At 62.9% G+C, this 17248-nt stretch carries 15 protein-coding genes; 1 reads left to right on the forward strand and 14 read right to left on the reverse strand.

Translation table 11 applies throughout. The features are described 5' to 3' along the window. Positions 1-19: 19 nt before the first annotated feature. The 6 genes from H0482_RS08950 to H0482_RS08975 all read right to left on the reverse strand — a co-directional run bounded on the left by H0482_RS08950 (position 20) and on the right by H0482_RS08975 (position 6963). Complete coding sequence (locus H0482_RS08950; protein ID WP_193729667.1) at positions 20-2101, reverse strand: HAMP domain-containing methyl-accepting chemotaxis protein; 2082 nt, start codon at positions 2099-2101, stop codon at positions 20-22. After that, positions 2098-2595 carry a chemotaxis protein CheW gene (locus H0482_RS08955; protein ID WP_230989516.1) on the reverse strand — a complete coding sequence of 166 codons (498 nt, stop codon included), beginning with the start codon at positions 2593-2595 and terminating at the stop codon, positions 2098-2100. The genes H0482_RS08950 and H0482_RS08955 overlap by 4 nt, the downstream gene beginning before the upstream one ends. Next, positions 2592-4637 (reverse strand): chemotaxis protein CheA, encoded by a 2046-nt coding sequence (locus H0482_RS08960; protein WP_193729668.1) that lies wholly within the window; start codon positions 4635-4637, stop codon positions 2592-2594. The genes H0482_RS08955 and H0482_RS08960 overlap by 4 nt, the downstream gene beginning before the upstream one ends. After that, positions 4634-5002 carry a response regulator gene (locus H0482_RS08965; protein WP_193729669.1) on the reverse strand — a complete coding sequence of 123 codons (369 nt, stop codon included), beginning with the start codon at positions 5000-5002 and terminating at the stop codon, positions 4634-4636. Before H0482_RS08965 ends, H0482_RS08960 begins: the two co-directional genes overlap by 4 nt. Before the next feature lie 12 nt (positions 5003-5014). Beyond that, the gene (locus H0482_RS08970) at positions 5015-5335 is read right to left on the reverse strand and encodes an STAS domain-containing protein (RefSeq protein WP_193729670.1); all 321 of its coding nucleotides are present in this window, start codon (positions 5333-5335) and stop codon (positions 5015-5017) included. Between the two features lie 575 nt (positions 5336-5910). Continuing rightward, positions 5911-6963, reverse strand: a complete 1053-nt coding sequence (locus tag H0482_RS08975) for an HD domain-containing phosphohydrolase (protein ID WP_193729671.1) — start codon at positions 6961-6963, stop codon at positions 5911-5913. A gap of 132 nt (positions 6964-7095) precedes the next feature. Between H0482_RS08975 and H0482_RS08980 the strand changes: the two genes are divergently transcribed. Further along, on the forward strand, positions 7096-8304 hold the full coding sequence (locus tag H0482_RS08980; protein ID WP_193729672.1) for a TIGR03862 family flavoprotein: 1209 nt from the start codon (positions 7096-7098) through the stop codon (positions 8302-8304). A gap of 3 nt (positions 8305-8307) precedes the next feature. Here H0482_RS08980 and H0482_RS08985 read toward each other — a convergent pair whose 3' ends face one another. From H0482_RS08985 to argB, 8 genes are all read right to left on the reverse strand, one after another. Further along, positions 8308-9273: a cation diffusion facilitator family transporter gene (locus H0482_RS08985; RefSeq protein ID WP_193729673.1), complete on the reverse strand. Its 966-nt coding sequence runs from the start codon at positions 9271-9273 to the stop codon at positions 8308-8310. A 103-nt stretch (positions 9274-9376) separates the two neighbouring features. Then, positions 9377-9697 carry an ArsR/SmtB family transcription factor gene (locus H0482_RS08990; protein WP_193729674.1) on the reverse strand — a complete coding sequence of 107 codons (321 nt, stop codon included), beginning with the start codon at positions 9695-9697 and terminating at the stop codon, positions 9377-9379. 61 nt (positions 9698-9758) lie between these two features. Continuing rightward, the gene (locus tag H0482_RS08995; protein ID WP_193729675.1) at positions 9759-11636 is read right to left on the reverse strand and encodes an ABC transporter ATP-binding protein; all 1878 of its coding nucleotides are present in this window, start codon (positions 11634-11636) and stop codon (positions 9759-9761) included. Positions 11637-11677: 41 nt separating this feature from the next. Further along, a complete protein-coding gene (locus H0482_RS09000; protein WP_193729676.1) occupies positions 11678-12376 on the reverse strand; it encodes a pyrimidine 5'-nucleotidase in 699 nt (232 codons plus the stop codon). A gap of 74 nt (positions 12377-12450) precedes the next feature. Then, the gene (locus H0482_RS09005; protein WP_193729677.1) at positions 12451-13665 is read right to left on the reverse strand and encodes a hypothetical protein; all 1215 of its coding nucleotides are present in this window, start codon (positions 13663-13665) and stop codon (positions 12451-12453) included. 168 nt (positions 13666-13833) lie between these two features. After that, positions 13834-15351, reverse strand: coding sequence for a threonine ammonia-lyase, biosynthetic (gene ilvA, locus H0482_RS09010; protein ID WP_193729678.1), 1518 nt, complete (start codon positions 15349-15351; stop codon positions 13834-13836). Positions 15352-15419: 68 nt separating this feature from the next. Beyond that, positions 15420-16196, reverse strand: a complete 777-nt coding sequence (locus H0482_RS09015) for a sulfite exporter TauE/SafE family protein (RefSeq protein WP_269144672.1) — start codon at positions 16194-16196, stop codon at positions 15420-15422. 68 nt (positions 16197-16264) lie between these two features. Then, positions 16265-17179, reverse strand: coding sequence for an acetylglutamate kinase (argB, locus tag H0482_RS09020; protein WP_193729679.1), 915 nt, complete (start codon positions 17177-17179; stop codon positions 16265-16267). Between the last annotated feature and the right edge of the window lie 69 nt (positions 17180-17248).

A 17248-nucleotide genomic window follows, 5' to 3' on the forward strand; every position in this document is an offset into this window, starting at 1 on the left:
GGGATGGCGCTAGTGCCGATCAGGCGGCCCCGCGGCGGGTGAATTCGCCGTCGAGATCGTCATGGTCGCCGCCGCCCAGGTCGAGATCGAAGCCGCCGCCCTGATTTGCCTTGGCCTTGCGCGGCTTCATATGTGGAGCCTGGGCCAGAATGGCCTGCTTGAGTTCGGCATTCCTGGCAGGGGCGTGCGCGGCCAGCGGAGCCGCACCGGCATCGATGCGGAAATAGCTGATCGCCGATTGCAGCTGCTCGGCCTGGCTGGCCAGTTCCTCGGAGGTTGCCGACATTTCTTCGGCGGCCGAGGTGTTCTGCTGGGTCACCTTGTCGAGTTGCTGGATAGCGGTGTTGATCTGCGCCGCGCCGGCATTCTGTTCACGGCTGCCGGCAGAGATTTCCTCCACCAGTTCGGCGGTGCGCTGGATGTCGGGCACGAGCTTGCCGAGCATTTCACCTGCCGATTGTGCGGCCTTGACCGTGGTGCCGGAGAGCGTCGAGATTTCGGCGGCGGCAGCCTGGCTGCGTTCGGCGAGTTTGCGCACTTCCGAAGCCACGACCGCAAAACCCCGTCCGTGTTCGCCGGCACGGGCCGCTTCCACCGCCGCGTTGAGGGCGAGCAGGTCGGTCTGGCGCGCGATTTCCTGCACGACCATGATCTTTTCAGCAATGGTCTGCATCGCGGTGACGGCATTTTCGACGGCCACGCCCGAGCTGATGGCATCGGCTGCCGACTGGCGGGCGATGGTTTCGGTCTGGGAGGCGTTGTCGGCCGACTGCTTGATGGTGGCGGCCATTTCTTCCATCGAGGCGGACGCCTCCTCGGTCGAAGCAGCCTGCTCGGTGGCACCCTCGCTCAATTGCTCAGCTGTGGCAGACATTTCCTGGGAGCCGGCGGCAACATTGCGGGCGGCGGCGGTGACTTCGGCTACCACTTCCCGCAGCTTTTGCGTCATGGCATTCAGTGTCCTGATCAGGTCACCTACTTCGTCGTCGGTCTTGCTTTCTGCGCTGGCGCTCAGATTGCCGGCGGCAACCTGTTCGGCCAGACGAACGGCACTGGTCAGAGCGCGGGAGATGGAGATGATGATCATGGTCGCGGCTATGGCGGCGACCAGCACAATGCCGACAAGCAATGCAATCAGCACAATGCGCGAGGTTTCATAGAGCGAAGAGGATTCGGCAACGGCGATCTGCGCGATCTCGCTGTTGCGCGCGATGATGTCGGCCAGCAGCGACGAGGCCTCAACCCGCAATGGGACAAGCTGTTGATTGATGAGCTGGCTCGCCGCGTGGTTGGAGCGGCGCATGCTGATCTCATTGCCCTTGTTCATGGCATCGACCATGACGCGGAAGTCGGCCTTGGCCGTCTCTGCCATTTGCACTTCCGAACCGGTCATGTTGCGGGTCAGCGCATCTACCTGTCCCGTCATGCGCCCGATGACACCTTGGAAGTCATTGTACCATTCGGCCTGCTTTTCCGGGTTGGAAGAAGCCAAAAGAATGTTGCGATGCTGGCGGAAAACGTCGGCCACATCAAGGAACAGGGTCGAAACCGTGTCATAGGCATTGATGGCGCTGGTGTCGCCGAGCTGCATCCTCTGGCGCGTGGCATCACGCAGGGCCGACAAGGAATTTTCGATAGCGGTGATCGAAGCGCTGCCTTCCGAAGTGGTTATTTCAAAAGCGCGGGTGTCACTGTTGAGAAGGGCCGCATCCTTGATCTGCAGCGCGGTGACCCAATAGCTATCCAGAATGGCGATCAACTTGTCCATTTTCTGGTTGAGTTCGGCTTCAGGCAATGTTCCAGCCAGGTTTTCTGCGCCGTCCCGCAGGGCGGCAAAATTTGTGGCGGATTGATCGACGAATTGCTGGATTTCGGCATCGTCTTTGCTCATGGCCAGGGTGCGCATGTCGAGTGCAAGGGTCACCAGGTCCGCGTCTAGCGTGCTGAGCGCGAAGGCCTGGGTGATGGGGCCATTGACCGTATTGTTCATCGAATCGTTCAAGGTGCCCAGGCCTTGAATGCCAAGGAACATGCCGACGCCGGTCAGCGCCACGACGGTGGTGAAGACCGCCGCCAATTTTGTCTTGATAGTCAGTCTCACGATGCTGGCCTTTCTTCTGATGCTGCCGGGGACGGTGTTCTTCCGCCCGAAGTTTCGAAAATGCGTTCCATGTCGGGAATGATGATGAAGCCGCCATTGCGCTTGCCGATGCCCTTGACGAATTCTGGGCGCCAGCGCATGCCGACCCTGGGGGCCTCCTCGATGGAGGCAGCTTCGATTTCGGTGACGTCGTGCACCTTGTCGGCGAGGATGCCAGCAATGGTGGGCTCGCCGTCGATATCGACTTCCATGACCACGATGCGGGTGTCCTGATCCGGCTCGGGCCTGTCCATGCCGAACATGACGCGCAGGTCGGTCAGCGGCACGACACGGCCGCGCACATTGATCAGGCCATTGGCAAAGGATGCTGCATTGGGCACTTCGGTGATGGGCACCAGATCGAGGATTTCGCGCACGCGGCTGGCTTCGACCGCGAACAATTCGTCTTCCAGCCTGATGGTCAACGCGTTCATGGCTGCGACGGAGCTGGTCATGCCGCTCTCCCTGTCTGGTTGCGTTCGACATAGGCCTGTCCGGCCGACACCAGATGCGCCGTGTCCAGGATCAGCGCCACGGTGCCGTCGCCCAGGATCGTGGCGCCGGAGAAGGATTTGATGGCCGAATGCAGCTTGGAGAGCTGCTTGATGACGGTCTGGTTGTTGCCGATGATCTGGTCGACGACCAGACCGACCCTGCCTTCGCCGGACGAGACGATGACCACTTTCTGGTGCAATTCGGCCGGGCCTGCGGTTCCGAACACTTCGCGCAGGCGCAGATAGGGCACGAGGCTGCCTCTGATATCGAGGAAATTGCGCCCTCTTGCATGGGCCTCGATGCCGTCGGGCAGTTCGACGCATTCCTCGACGGCCGTCAGCGGAATGGTGTAGCGGCCGTTGCCGACCCGCACGAGCATGCCATCGATGATGGCCAGGGTCAGCGGCAGGCGCAGCGTCATGGTCGTGCCCTTGCCCGGGGCCGTCGTGACTTCGATTGTGCCGCGCAGTCCGTCAATGGTGCGCTTGACCACATCCATGCCGACGCCGCGCCCCGACAGGGCGGTGATTTCTTTGGCGGTGGAGAAGCCCGGCGCGAAGATCAGCTGATGCAGCTCGGGGTCGGTCAGCTTGGTGTCGGCACTGATAAGGCCGTTTTCCTCGGCCTTGGCGCGGATGCGCGCCGCGTCGAGCCCGCCCCCGTCATCGGCGATGGAAATGGCGACTTCGGCGCCGGAATAGACCGCCGACAGGCGCACGACGCCCTTGGCCGGCTTGCCGGCGGCGATGCGCTTTTCAGCGCTCTCCAGTCCATGATCCACCGAATTGCGGATCAGATGCACCAGCGGATCGGCGAGGCGCTCGATCATGGTCTTGTCGAGCTCGGTGTCTTCGCCCGCAGTGACGAAGTCGATGGGCTTGCCCAGTTCGCTCGACAAGTCGTGGATCAGGCGGCGGAACCGGCCGAACAGGCTACCGATTGGCACCATGCGGATACCCATCGTGGTATCGCGCAATCCCGATGACAGGCGCTCGAGTTCTTCAGCGATGGTCTTGAGGCCGGAATCGGAGCTTTGGGCGGCGATCTGGCTGAGACGGGCCTGGGCGATGACCAATTCACCTACGCGGTCCATCAATTCATCGAGACGTTCGGCTGGCACCCGGAGCGAGGTGGCGGCCGCGCCTTCGGGTTTTTCAACGGCACGGGCGCGGGATGGCGCGGCATGCTCGATGCTGGCACCTGGCATGTCGTCGGCGGCCTGATTGCTCGGGGCGGCAACGGCTTCGGGTTCGGCTGGCATCGTGTCCGGCACGGCTTCGACTTCGGCATCGAGCGGAACCAGCGTCAGCTCCATGCTGTCGCGCAGGAAGAGGAACACATCGTCGATGGCGCCGGTCGGATCTTCCGCAACAATATCGACCTGCCAGCCGATATGCGGCGTTTCAGGATCGAGGACGTCGAGGCTTGGAACGCGACCGGTGAGTGCGGTGATGCTGAGCGGCCCGATCTGGGCCAGTTCCTCGAGCAATAATAGTGGATTGGTGCCATAGAGCAGCGCATCGCCGGGCAGATAGAAAACCAGGCGCCAGGTTTTTGGGGTGTCCGCACCTTTGGCCGCTGGCGCAGCAGAGGCGGGCGTGGCTGCGGGGGGCGCGGCAATAGCGGCAGCGCCGCCCTCCACGATCAGCCGTAGCTGCGCCAGGATTGCATCGCCGCCATCGATCCTGGTTTCGGGTTCCACGATCAGGCGATGGATATGGTCCTTGGCGTCGAGCGCCACCTGGATCAGCGCGGCATTGGCCTGACTCTGGCCCTTGCGGACCCGGTCAAATGCGGTCTCGAAGTCATGCACAAATTCGGCGACGGCGGTGAAGCCGAACATGGCGCCGGACCCTTTTATCGTGTGCAGGGCCCGAAAGGTCGAGTTGATGAGATCGCTGTTGGAAGGATCCTGTTCCAGATCGAGCAGACCGGCTTCAAGCTGGTCGAGCAGCTCGCGCGCCTCCTGGCGGAAGGTCTCAGTGGGATCGGAAATGTTCATGCTCCCACCACCTTCTTGATGATGGCCAGCAATTGATCCTGCTTGAACGGCTTGACGATCCAGCCGGTGGCGCCTGCCTCCTTGGCCTGGCGCTTGAGTTCTTCGTCCGATTCAGTGGTCAGCAGGATGATCGGGATGCCCTTGCTTGAAGGGTGCTGGCGATATTTCCTGATGAATTCGATGCCGTTGAGAACCGGCATGTTGAGGTCGGTGAGGATGGCGTGAACGGTATTGGAAGTGGCCTTGTCATAGCCTTCGGCGCCGTTGACGGCTTCGATCACGTCCAGCCCGGCCGACATCAGCGTCATCGACACCATCTGCCGGATGGAGGCAGAATCGTCGATGGTGAGAATGGTCTTGCTCATGCCTGTGCGTCCTTAGGGCTGGTCGGAAGAGGGAGCCCAGAACGTGGCATGTATCTGGGATGCGGACAGCAAACCGACGTCGCGCAGCACATCGCGCAAAGGTTCGCCGACGGGGGAAAGCAGGGTCAGGGTCTTGCCCTTCGCCTCGGCGGAGATCCGGGCGGCGAGCAGGGTTTGCACCGTGGTGATGTCAGCAGCAGCAAGCGCCCTGGTCTCGATGCCGATGGCATTGTGACTGTCGAGAGCCTGCTTGAGGCCGTTTGCGACTTCTGCCGCATTCCGGATACCGGCATCGACCGGCAATATGTGCGTGTGGGCTCGTTTGCCGGTCATGGGCATGACCGGATTGGGTGGAATCCGATGGACGACATTCTGTCTCGCTATCGTGGATCTATGCTGGGAAGTGCCAGTCGATATGGAATTTCGGGCGACGCAAACCCGTATGTTAGGTTACGGTAATTTCCTCACCGTATTCCCATCCGGCTTAGTACTATAATTGCACCGATAATTTAACCGATGGTTACCCATTTCCAAGTTTCATAAAAATTGATCAGCAAGTATTGTTGATTAATATTGAAATAATTACTGTAAATTCTTCGTTTTCCTGGAATCAAGTTAGAATCGACTTTGCCGCCTTGAGAGTCGATTCGGCGCGACCCTGAATCGAGCGACAAGAAAGCACTCCGTAATCATTTTGATTCAGTGCCTCGATGCCCGATGCAACCGGCCGTCTTTGCCCGCGGAAAAGATCGGCGGGTCACAGGCAGGTCATCTGCATCTGGCCGCAATTGGAAGGTCTTGCACTGCAATCGATTCTGAAAAGCGGAGCCCCGCCCGGCGCGGCTCGGCATGGGCACCGGTCGTGCGTGGCGTTGCAGATGGGCAGGAAGGTGAAGAAGGGGGGCGGGCTAGAAGCCGATGGCGCCGCTGCCGGTCTCACCCTGCATGATGGCGCAGATTTCCGGCCATTTGGCACTGAAGGCGGCGACGCAGGTGGGGTCGAAATGAGTGCCGCTGCACGCAACGATTTCGGCATAGGCCTTGTCGATTGGCCAGGCGTCCTTGTATGGGCGCTTCGAGCAGAGGGCATCGAAGACATCGGCAATGGCGACGATGCGCGCCTCGACGGGAATGTCGGTTCCCGACAGGCGGTCCGGATAGCCGCTGCCGTCCCATTTCTCGTGGTGGCTCTGGGCGATGAGTTCGGCCGTGCGGACGAGGTCCGACGAACCCCGTTCGAGAATGCGCGCGCCGATGCTCACATGCTCGCGCATGATGGCCATTTCCTCGGGCGTCAATTTGCCGGGCTTGGACAGGATGGCATCGGCGATACCGATCTTGCCGATGTCATGCAGGGGCGCCGCCAGATAGACCATGCGGCAGCGCTCTGGCGTGAGGCCGATGCCTTCGGCGATGAGCTGGCAGATCTGAGCGACGCGCGACACGTGTTCGCCGGTATCGCCGTCGCGATATTCGATAGCGCGGGCGAGGCGGTAGATGATTTCCTCCTCGCGGGCGAGCAGGTGGGCGGTGGCGCGCTCGACTTCGCGGGTCAGCCATTGCGCACGGTCGTCGAGTTCCACCTGCGCCTGGCGCAGGGCGAGAAGATTGGCGACGCGCGCCTGCAATTCAATGGGGTCGAAGGGCTTGTGCAGGAAATCGGTGGCGCCGGCCTTGATGGCGTCGATGCGCACGCTCTTGTCGAGATCGGAGGTGACCATGATCACCGGCACGGTACGATAGGCAGGGCGGGCGCGCAGGGCGGCGGTAAAGGCCACGCCGTCCATTTCGGGCATGATGTGATCGACGACGATCAGGTCGAACTGGCTGCCGGCGCACTTTTCCAGCGCTTCGATCGGGCTCAGGCAAAGCTCGGGCTCGTCAACCAATGGCGATTGCTGGACGATCGAACCGATCAAGGCCAGACTGGATCGGCTATCATCGACAATCAGGATACGCATGCTAGAGAATCCCCGTATCCCCGCTGGCGGTGAAGATAGGCAGGAAGGTCTTAGGCGAAACTTAACGCCTCTATGGTTCCGGACGCCGTATTTGTGCTGCTGCGCAGAGAATCTGAAGGGTGAAATCCGGGCATGATGGCGCCAAGGGTCGGAATTGTTGGGGGCGGGCCGGCGGGCCTGATAGCGGCCGAAGCGGCAGCCATGGCCGGTGCGCAGGTGGCCCTGTTCGATGCCATGCCCAGTGTCGGGCGCAAATTGCTGATGGCGGGCAAGTCCGGGCTGAATCTTACCCATTCGGAAGAACACGAAGCGCTGCTGGGCCGCTATGGCGCGGCGCGGCCTCGGCTCAAGGCGGCGCTCGATGCCTTTGACGGCGCGGCCTTGCGTCAATGGTGCGCCGAACTTGGCGTCGAGACATTCGTGGGCTCCTCGGGACGGGTCTTTCCCAAGGTCATGAAGGCGTCGCCGCTGCTGCGGGCCTGGATCAGCCGGCTGAACGATCTCGGCGTCACGTTTCGCACCCGGCATCGCTGGGTCGGCTTTGACGGCGCGGCCTTGCTGTTCGACACGGCGCAAGGCCGGGTGACCGAGCGCTTCGATGCGGTTGTGCTGGCGCTCGGCGGAGCGAGCTGGCCGCGTCTGGGTTCGGATGGCGCATGGGCGAGCCTGCTGGCGCCAAGGGGCATCGCCATTGCGCCGATGCGGCCGGCCAATTGCGGCTTCGAGGTGGCTTGGAGCCCACTCTTTGTCGAGCGATTTTCGGGTGCGCCGGTCAAGGCCGTGACCGCCACGAGCGCCGTGGGGACGTTGCCGGGCGAGTTCGTCGTCACGCGATGGGGCATCGAGGGCAGTCTGGTCTATGCCCATTCGGCGGCGCTGCGCGACGACCTCGAGCGGGATGGCACGGCTATGTTGCAACTGGATCTGGCGCCGGGACGCAGCATCGAGCGGCTGGCGCGCGATCTGGACCGCCAGCCCGTCAAGACCAGTTTTTCCAACCGGCTGCGCAAGGGCGCGGGGCTCGACGGGGTGAAGCTGGGTCTGGTGCGGGAGGTGGCCGCCGATGCCGCCGCGCTCGCTGCGGACGATCTGGCGCGGCATATCAAGGCGCTGGCCTTGCCGCTGCGCCGGACCCGGCCGATTGCGGAAGCGATTTCGACGGCTGGCGGGCTCGCTTTGGACGCGGTGGACGAGAATTTCATGCTCAAGGCGGCGCCGGGTCTGTTCGTTGCCGGAGAAATGCTCGACTGGGAGGCGCCGACTGGCGGCTATCTGCTGACGGCCTGCTTCGCCACCGGCAGGGTGGCGGGATTGGCCGCGGCGCGCTTTGCCGCCAATTAGCGATCAGCCCGCCTGGCTGTGACAGGCGGCCCCGCCCTTGCCGGTCCAGTCGATCTCGATAGTGGCGTGATTGACGCCATGCCCGTGTTCGAGCTTGTCGCGCACCATGGCCGTCACTGCAGCCGGGTCGGCATCGGGCTTGAGCTGGATTTCCAGCGTCGCCATGGTCTGCCCGGATGACAGCGACCAGACATGGAGGTGCCCGATGGCGGAGAGACCTTTGATCTCGGCGGGCAATTCGCGTTGCAGCCGCTCGATGTCGAAGCCGTCCGGCGCGCCTTCCATCAGGATGTTGAAGGTGCGCATCAGCAGGGCCCAGGCGCTACGCAGGATGAGCAGGCTGACAAAGACCGACAGGATCGGGTCGATGGGCATCCAGCCGGTGAGCCAGATGACGAGCGCGGCAATGATTGCGGCCACCGAGCCCAAGAGATCGCCCAGCACATGCAGCAGTGCGCCCTTGATGTTCACATGGTCCGCATCGGCTGTGGACAGGATGCGGAAGACCAGAAGATTGATCAGCAGGCCCAGCACGGCCACGATCATCATCGGTCCGGCCAGCACTTCCTGGGGCTCGAGGAAGCGTTGCACCGCTTCATAGGCGATCCAGCCGACCAGGGCGAACAGGGTCACGGCGTTGACCAGTCCGGCCAGCACTTCGAGCCGGGAATAGCCGAAGGAGCGGCGGGCATCGGCGGGGCGGCGACCGAGCCGGAACCCCAGCCAGGCGAGGAACAGCGCCACCGTGTCGGTGAGCATGTGGCCGGCATCGGCGATCAGCGCCAGCGAGCCCGAGAGCACGCCGCCGACGATTTCGGCCACCATGAACGTGCCGGTCAGCAAGAGGCCGATCAGGACGGCGCGCTCATTGCCGGCGCTGACCTTGGGCGCGTGGCTGTGGCCGGCATGGCCATGACCGGCGTGATCATGGTCCGCATGATCATGGTGCTCGTGGTGGTGACTGGACATGCCGACAACCTCTATCGAATGAACATATGAATATTAATTCATATAAAAATGTCAAGCCGACCGGAATTGCTTGCGCTGCCGGGCTTTCCGGGCGCTGAAATTTTCAGGGATCGTCGTCCTCGTGGGGCTCATGCTCCTCCATGGCATGGGCCACCATGTCGGCCAGCATATTGGCGATGTGGTCGTCGGCCGCCTGATAGAAGACCTGCTTGTTGCGTCTTGTGCCGCGCACCAGGCGCGCGGCGCGCAAGAGGCGCAGGTGATGGCTGACCAGCGATTGGCTCGCGCCCGTGGCCTTGGCGATGTCGCCCACCGCAATGGGGCCGTCGAGGCAGGTGAGCACGATCTTGAGGCGTGTGGGATCGCCGAGAAGTCGATAGGTCTCGGCGATGACGGAGAGGTGATTTTCGTCAGGCAGGGGCACGAGCGGCCTTCAATTGGTTGCGCTCATCAGGGTAGCGCAATTCTTGCGTCGTCGGAATGGCTCAGCGATAGCCGGCGGCCTGCAGCTCGAAAAATTCGGCATAGCGCCCGCCCAGCGCCACCAGTTCTTCGTGACTGCCTGCTTCGAGAATGGCGCCATTGTCGAGCACCAGGATGCGGTCGGCCATGCGTACGGTGGAGAAGCGATGCGAGATGATCACCGCCGTCTTGCCCTGCGCCAGGCCCTTGAATCGCGCAAAGACCTCAGCCTCGGCCTTGGCGTCGAGCGCAGCGGTGGGCTCGTCCAGAATGATCAGTTCGGCATCACGCATATAGGCGCGCGCAATGGCGACCTTTTGCCATTCGCCGCCGGAAAGATCGCGTCCCTGCTTGAACAGGCGACCCAATTGCTGGTCATAGCCCTTGGGCAATTTGGCGATGACGGCGTCGGCCAGGCTCTGTTCGGCCGCCTGGTCGATACGGGCCTGATCCTCGCGCGCCTCGATGCGACCGACCCCGATATTGTCGCGGGCGGTGAAGCTGTAGCGGATGAAATCCTGGAAAATGACGCCGAGATGGGCGTGAATGTCGCCCGGCGACAGCTCGCGCAGATCGATGCCGTCAATGGTGATGCGGCCTTCGCTGGGGTCGTAGAGCCGGGTCAGCAGCTTGACGATGGTGGTCTTGCCGGCACCGTTTTCGCCCACCAGAGCCAGCGTTTCGCCGGCGGGCAGGGTGAAGGAGAGATTGCGCACAACCCAATGATCGGTTTCCGGATAGCGGAAGCCGACGCCCTCGAAGGCGATGCCCCGCCGGATCGGTACCGGAAAAGGCTTGGGATCAGCGGGGGCGAGAATGGTCGGCTCGATCTCGAAGAAGGAGAACAGATCATCCAGATACATGGACTGGCCGGCGATCTGGGTGAAGCCGAGGAGGATTTTCTGGAACAGGCCGTTGAGGCGCAGGAAGGAGCCGGAGAGGAAAGCCAGATCACCCAGAGTGAATTCGCCGGCAATGGTGCGCCAGACGATATAGGCATAGGCGGCGTAATAGGCGAGGCTGGCAATGCAGGCAAAGACCGCGCCCCAGCTCGCCCGCAGCATGGCGACGCGGCGGTTCTCGATGAAGATGTCGTGGGCGAGCCGGCGGAAGCGGGTGATGAGATAATCGCCGAGGCCGAAAAGCTTGACCTCCTTGGCGGTTTCGGCGCTGGCCCCGATATGGCGCAGATATTCGATCTCGCGCCGCTCGGGCGTGCGCCAGCGGCTCAGCATATAGGCCAGGGTGTTGAAGCGGGTCTCGCCCCAGATGGCGGGGATGAAGCTCAGCGGCAGCAGCAGGATCAGCCAGGGCGCATAAAGGAACAGGCCCGCCGCCAGGGTGATGACGGTGAGGATGTCCTGCGCCTGGCCGAAGATCTGGCTTAGCAGCGCATTGCGCCCGGCCGCCTGACGCCGCGCCCGTTCCAGCCGGTCCTGATATTCGGCGCTTTCGAAATGCATGAGATCGAGCCGAGCGGCATGGGCCATGAGTTCGATGCTGACCTGGTTGGAATGCAGCTCGGAGAGCGTCGCATCGACCAGTCCGGTGGCCCGGGCCACGATGTCATTGGCCAGAACCAGCGCGAATTCGAACAGCAGCAGCAACAGGACCGGTTCGAGCAGGCCCGAATTCCACCAGTCCATGATGCCGGGGCCGGGCGCGGCGGTGCCGGAAAGGCGCACGACCTCATCGACGATCAGCTTGCCGACATAGAGAACGGCGACCGGCTGGAGCGCCGCAACGAGGCGCAGCACCAGGCTGGCCAGGGTCAGCCAGCGGCTGGTGCGCCAGATCTGGGCGATGAGCCGGCCCAGATGGGCGAGGTTTTCGAGGCGCTGTCTGAAGCTGGGATTGTCGTCGGGAAGGGGGGGCGGACGGCGCCCGGGAAGATCGGTCATGGCGTCAATGTAATGCGCGGGCAGCGCGGGGAAAATAGGGCCTATTTCAGATTGCGCAAAAAGCCCGCCAGATCGCCGGTGATGTGGTGCACATGCGGGCCGGTAGTGCGGCCCAGTTCCCAGGCATCGACCTGTTCATGCACGAAATCGTCGCCGGGCACGACCTGTACCGTGGCCATGCCCACTTCGTGGGGGACGATCAGGTTTTTTTCCAGATCGTCGAACATGATGGCGCGGGTCGGATCGATGCCATGGCGCTCAAAAAAGCCGTCATAGGCTTCCCGGTGCGGCTTGGGGACGTAATTCATGCCGCGAATGTCGTGCACCTGTTCGAACAGGTCAGCGCCGCCCAGCCGCGACAGCACTGAATGGGCGTGGCCGGTGTCGCCATTGGTGAGAATGAACTTGCGGCCCGGCAGGGCGCGGATAGCCTCGACCAGATCGGGATGGGGATCGACCGGGGAATAATCGATGGCATGGACGCTGTTGAGAAAATCATCGGGGTCGATGGCATGCCGCTGCATCAACCCGTTCAGCGTGGTGCCAAAATCCCGGTAATAGTCCTTTTGCAGCGATCGCGCGGCGGCGAAGTCGAGCGCGGTCACTGCCATCACATATTGGGTGATGCGAATGTCGATCTGCGCGAACAGATTGCATTCGCGCGGATAAAGCGTGTTGTCGAGGTCGAATACCCAATCGGTGATGTGGGTGAGGCTGGCGGTGATGGCGGTGATGGTCATGGCGCCATGATGCCACAAAAAGGCAGCGCTTCGCCAGAAGCAGAACGGGGGCCCGAAGGCCCCCGTCGCCAAGTTTACTGATTGGCCGTGATGGCGAGGCCGAGAGCGGTGATGAGGCCGGCCGGATTGGCGGCGGCGGCGGCCAGGACGAGGAAGCTGGTCGGGCTCGGGGGCGCGACCTTGACTTCAAAGCTCTGCGGATTGTCGAGGAAGGCGTTGATCTGGGGAACAGCCATTTCGGTCAGCGCCGGAATGCCCGCTTCGCCCACCATGGCAGGCGCCGTGGTCTTGAGCATTTCGACGAACTGGGCGCGCTCGACGCCAGCCTGGGCAGCGAACATGTCCAGCAATTTGCCGGCCAGACCGGCATCGTCATAGCGGATGGTCGCGCCGACAATGGACAGGGCCTGCGCCATTTCCATGCCCATCATCATCTGCTGGGCCTGGGCTTCCTCGCTCATCGGATCGAGGTCGGAGGACTGCATCGCATAGATCTTGTCCAGGACGGCGAGGGTGAAGCCGGTAATGTCGAAGGTGACGTTCAACGCGCCGATATTGGCGAAATCGAACCGCGATTCATCGACGCTGAGGCGCCCATCGGCCATGGTCCAGTTCATGGACTGGGTGATGTTGCCGCTGATCGTGGTCAGGCCCAGGGTCTCGATGACGGCGCCGGCCTCCGGCTCGTCTTCGCCGACCGTGGAAAGATCGGCCCAGATATTGGCAATGGCGACATTGGACTGGACGCTTTCGAGGCTGTCATCGTCGGCATAGGTGAAGTCCGAGACCATTTCCATGCTGTCGATTTTGACGATTTCGGCGCCGTCGCGCGACAGGACCAGCGGGCCGGTGGCGAGACGCCCCATGGTCTGCATCAGCGAGGCGGCGCTGGTATCGCCCTGGGGCGGCAGCCACAGATCCTGGGCCACGATGCCGGTGAGGCTGAGATGGCCGACCGGGTCTTCGGCGAATTCGGTGTCGATGTCGGGAATGGACAATTCTTCGGCGGTGAAGCTGCCGTCCTCATATTCGACGACGCCGGTAAAGGTCAGCGTGGTGTCGATCTGGCTGGGTGCTTCGGTCAGCCCTTCAAGGCCGATGGTAATGCCGTTGACGGTGATTGTGGTGCCGGCAACGCTGGCCGGTCCCAGGTCCAGGGCATAGCCCATGGCGCCGTAAACCGCCTCGATGCGATCGACGAATGCTTCGGCATCCAGCGCCATGGCCGGTTGCATCATCGCCAGCGTGGCAAGCCCGGTGGCGAGCATTAGGCCGGTCGTCTTGATCATAATCGCTTATCCCTCATTTTGAGCATGACGCCGGCAGGTGCACCCCGGCGCATTGTTGCAGCAAATTGCCCCTTGGCTGGCCATTTGCAATGGGTTCGGGGCCAAATTGCGTCGCTTGTTGTTAGAGGCGGTATATTTCAGCCTAATGTCGAACCCCGTTCGGGGGTATCAGGCCAGGTCGAGAAATTGCCGATAGGCCGGATTCTCGGTCTCGTCCCAATAGGGAAAGCCGATGGCGTCGATATGGGCGAACAGGTCGGAGCGGGTCTCTGGCGGCACTTCGATGCCGACAAGCACCCGGCCGTAATCGGCGCCGTGATTGCGATAGTGGAACAGGGAAATGTTCCAGGCATCGTTCAGCCCTTCGAGGAATTTGAGCAGGGCGCCCGGCCGTTCGGGGAACTGGAAGCGGAACACCATTTCATCTTTGAGGCCGGCTGCCCGTCCGCCCACCATGTGGCGGACATGGAGCTTGGCCACTTCGTTGTCGGTGAGATCGGTGACGCCAAGGCCATTGGCTTCGAGCATAGCGATCATGTCACGTTTTTCGCTGTCACCCCCCGAGAGCTTGATGCCGACAAAGATATTGGCGCTAGCGCCGGGGGCGTAGCGATAATTGAATTCGGTGATGGCGCGCGAGCCGATCAGCCGGATGAAGGCCCGGTAGGCGCCGGGCTTTTCTGGAATGGTCACAGCCAGCAGCGCCTCGGCGCGCTCGCCGATCTCGGCCCGTTCGGCGACATAGCGCAGCCGGTCGAAATTGACATTGGCACCCGAATTGATGGCGATGAGCGCGCCGTGCGGCGCATTGCCGTTCTCGATGTCGCGGCGCAGCCCGGCCAGCGCCAGGGCGCCCGCCGGCTCGGTGATGGCGCGGTGATCGTCGAAAATATCCTTGATGGCGGCGCAGATTTCATCGGCGGTGACGGTGACGATGTCATCGAGCAGGTCGCGGCAGAGCCGGAAGGTCTCATCCCCGACCTGTCGCACGGCGACGCCATCGGCGAACAGGCCCACCTGATCGAGCGGCACCGGCCGGCCGGCGACGATGGCGGCCTTCATGCTGGCCGCTTCCTCCGGCTCGACGCCGATGACGCGGATTTCGGGGCGCAGGAACTTGACGAAGCTGGCAATGCCGGCGGCCAGCCCGCCGCCGCCCACCGGCACATAGATGGCTCCGATCGGCTCGGGGTGCTGGCGCATCAATTCGAGCCCTACCGTGCCCTGTCCGGCGATGACGTCGGGATCGTCGAACGGATGGACGAAGACATAGCCATGCCGCTCCGCCAGTCCGGCGGCATGGGTGCGGGCGGCGTCGAACCCGTCGCCGAACAGCACCACTTCGCCACCCAGGCGCTTGACCGCATTGACCTTGATCAGCGGTGTGGTGGTGGGCATGACGATGACCGAGCGGATGCCCAGTCTTGTGGCCGACAGCGCCACGCCCTGAGCGTGATTGCCGGCGGAGGCGCAGATGACGCCGCGCGCGCGCTCGTCTTCGCGCAGATGCACGATGCGGTTATGGGCGCCGCGAATCTTGAAGGAAAAGACCGGCTGGAGATCTTCGCGCTTGACCATAATGTCGCGCCCCAGCCGTTCGGACAGCAATTCCATCGGCTCGAGCGGGGTCTGCACGGCCACTTCGTAAACCGAAGAGGTCAGGATCTTGCGGACATAATCGGTCATGGGACAAAGGCTCCGTCACTTCCGGGGTGAAGGACGCCCGGCACCGGGAAAAGTCAACACCCGCCCGGTCAGCTGAGCAATTGCCAGGCCTGGAAACAGGCCAGCGCCACGACCAGCGTGCCGACCAGCACCATGAGCTTTTGCGGTGGCACGATGCGCACGACGAAACCGGCCAGAGGCGCGGCCAGGACGCCGCCGACCACCAGCCCGGCCACCGACCAGAGATGGCGGTCGATGCCGCCGGCTTCTTCCCAATGGCCAGTGAGCAGGGCGGTGAGGAAGGCGACGGATATGGCGGTGGTGACGAAGAATTCCACCGTATTGACCGTGCCCACCACATAGCGCGGCGCGCCGCCCGAACCGATCAGGCTGGAGGTGACGATCGGTCCCCAGCCGCCGCCGCCCGCCGCATCGACAAAGCCCCCGGCAATGCCCAGCGGCACCACCATGCCGGTTCTGGGTTCATGATAGGCGGCGCGGAGGCGGAAGGCGCGATAAAGGATATAGATGCCCAAAAAACCCAGATAGACCGAGACGAAGGGGCGCAGGACCGCCCCGTCAATGGCGGTCAGCACATAGGTGCCCAGCACTCCGCCCAAAATTCCGGCGGGGGCCAGACGCCAGAACAGGCGCCAGTTCACATTGCGGTGACTGACATGGCTGGTGGCCGAAGCGGCGGTGGTGAACATCTCGGCGGCATGGACGCTGGCCGAGGCGGCGGCTGGCGGCACGCCGAAGGAGAGCAGCATGGTGGAGGAGACCACGCCATAGGCCATGCCCAATGCGCCATCCACCATCTGGGCGAAAAAGCCGATCGCGGCGAAGATGAAGAATTCCGGTCCCAAGCTCTCCGTGCTCCCCCGCCCGCCGTCCCGTCAGCGGTGACAAAGCGCCAGAGGGCGCAATGTTCCGCTCACCGCACGATCAACGTGCCGGCGCCATGTTCGGTGAACAATTCCACCAGCACCACATGGGGCGTCTTGCCATTGAGGATGACCACGCCCTCGACGCCATTGTCCAGCGCTTCGAGGCAGGTTTCGACCTTGGGGATCATGCCGCCCGAAATGGTGCCATCGGCGATCAGCGCCTTGGCCTCGCGCACGGTGAGTTCGGGCATCAGCTTGCCGTCGCGGTCGAGCACGCCGGGCACGTCGGTCAGGAACAGCAGCCGCTTGGCGCCGAGCGAGCCGGCAATGGCTCCGGCAAAGGTGTCGGCATTGATATTGTAGGTATTGCCGTCGCGGCCTGGCGCCACCGGGGCGATGACCGGGATCATCTCCGAGCGCGCCAGCAGGTCGAGCAGGGTGCGGTCCACCTCCACCGGCTCGCCGACAAAGCCGAGATCGAGCACGCGCTCGATATTGGAGCCGGGATCCTTGACGGTCTTTTCAGCCTTGCGGGCAAAGACCATATTGCCGTCCTTGCCGCACAGGCCGATGGCCCATTCGCCCTCGGCATTGATCAGCGCCACGATTTCCTTGTTGATCGAGCCGGCCAGAACCATCTCGACGATTTCCATGGTCCGCTTGTCGGTGACGCGCAGCCCGCCTTCGAACTTGGATTCGATGCCGAGATTTTTGAGCATGGAAGCGATCTGCGGGCCGCCGCCATGCACGACGATGGGGTTGACCTTGGATTGCTTGAGCAGGGCGATGTCGCGGGCAAAGGCCTGGCCGAGCTGAGCGTCGCCCATGGCGTGGCCGCCATATTTCACCACGACGGTCTTGCCCTCATAGCGCTGCATATAGGGCAGGGCCTGCGCCAGAATACCGGCATCATGGCTGAACCGGTCGGTATTGGGTGTGTCTGCGGGCTGGTTTGCGGACATGGGTTCAGCGTCTCCTGGGCAAGGCATCGGGGAAAGGGTCTAGTCGATTTCGGCGGGGGTTTAAATCGG

The sequence above is a fragment of the Devosia faecipullorum genome, assembly GCF_015158295.1.
Taxonomy (GTDB): Bacteria; Pseudomonadota; Alphaproteobacteria; order Rhizobiales; family Devosiaceae; genus Devosia; species Devosia faecipullorum.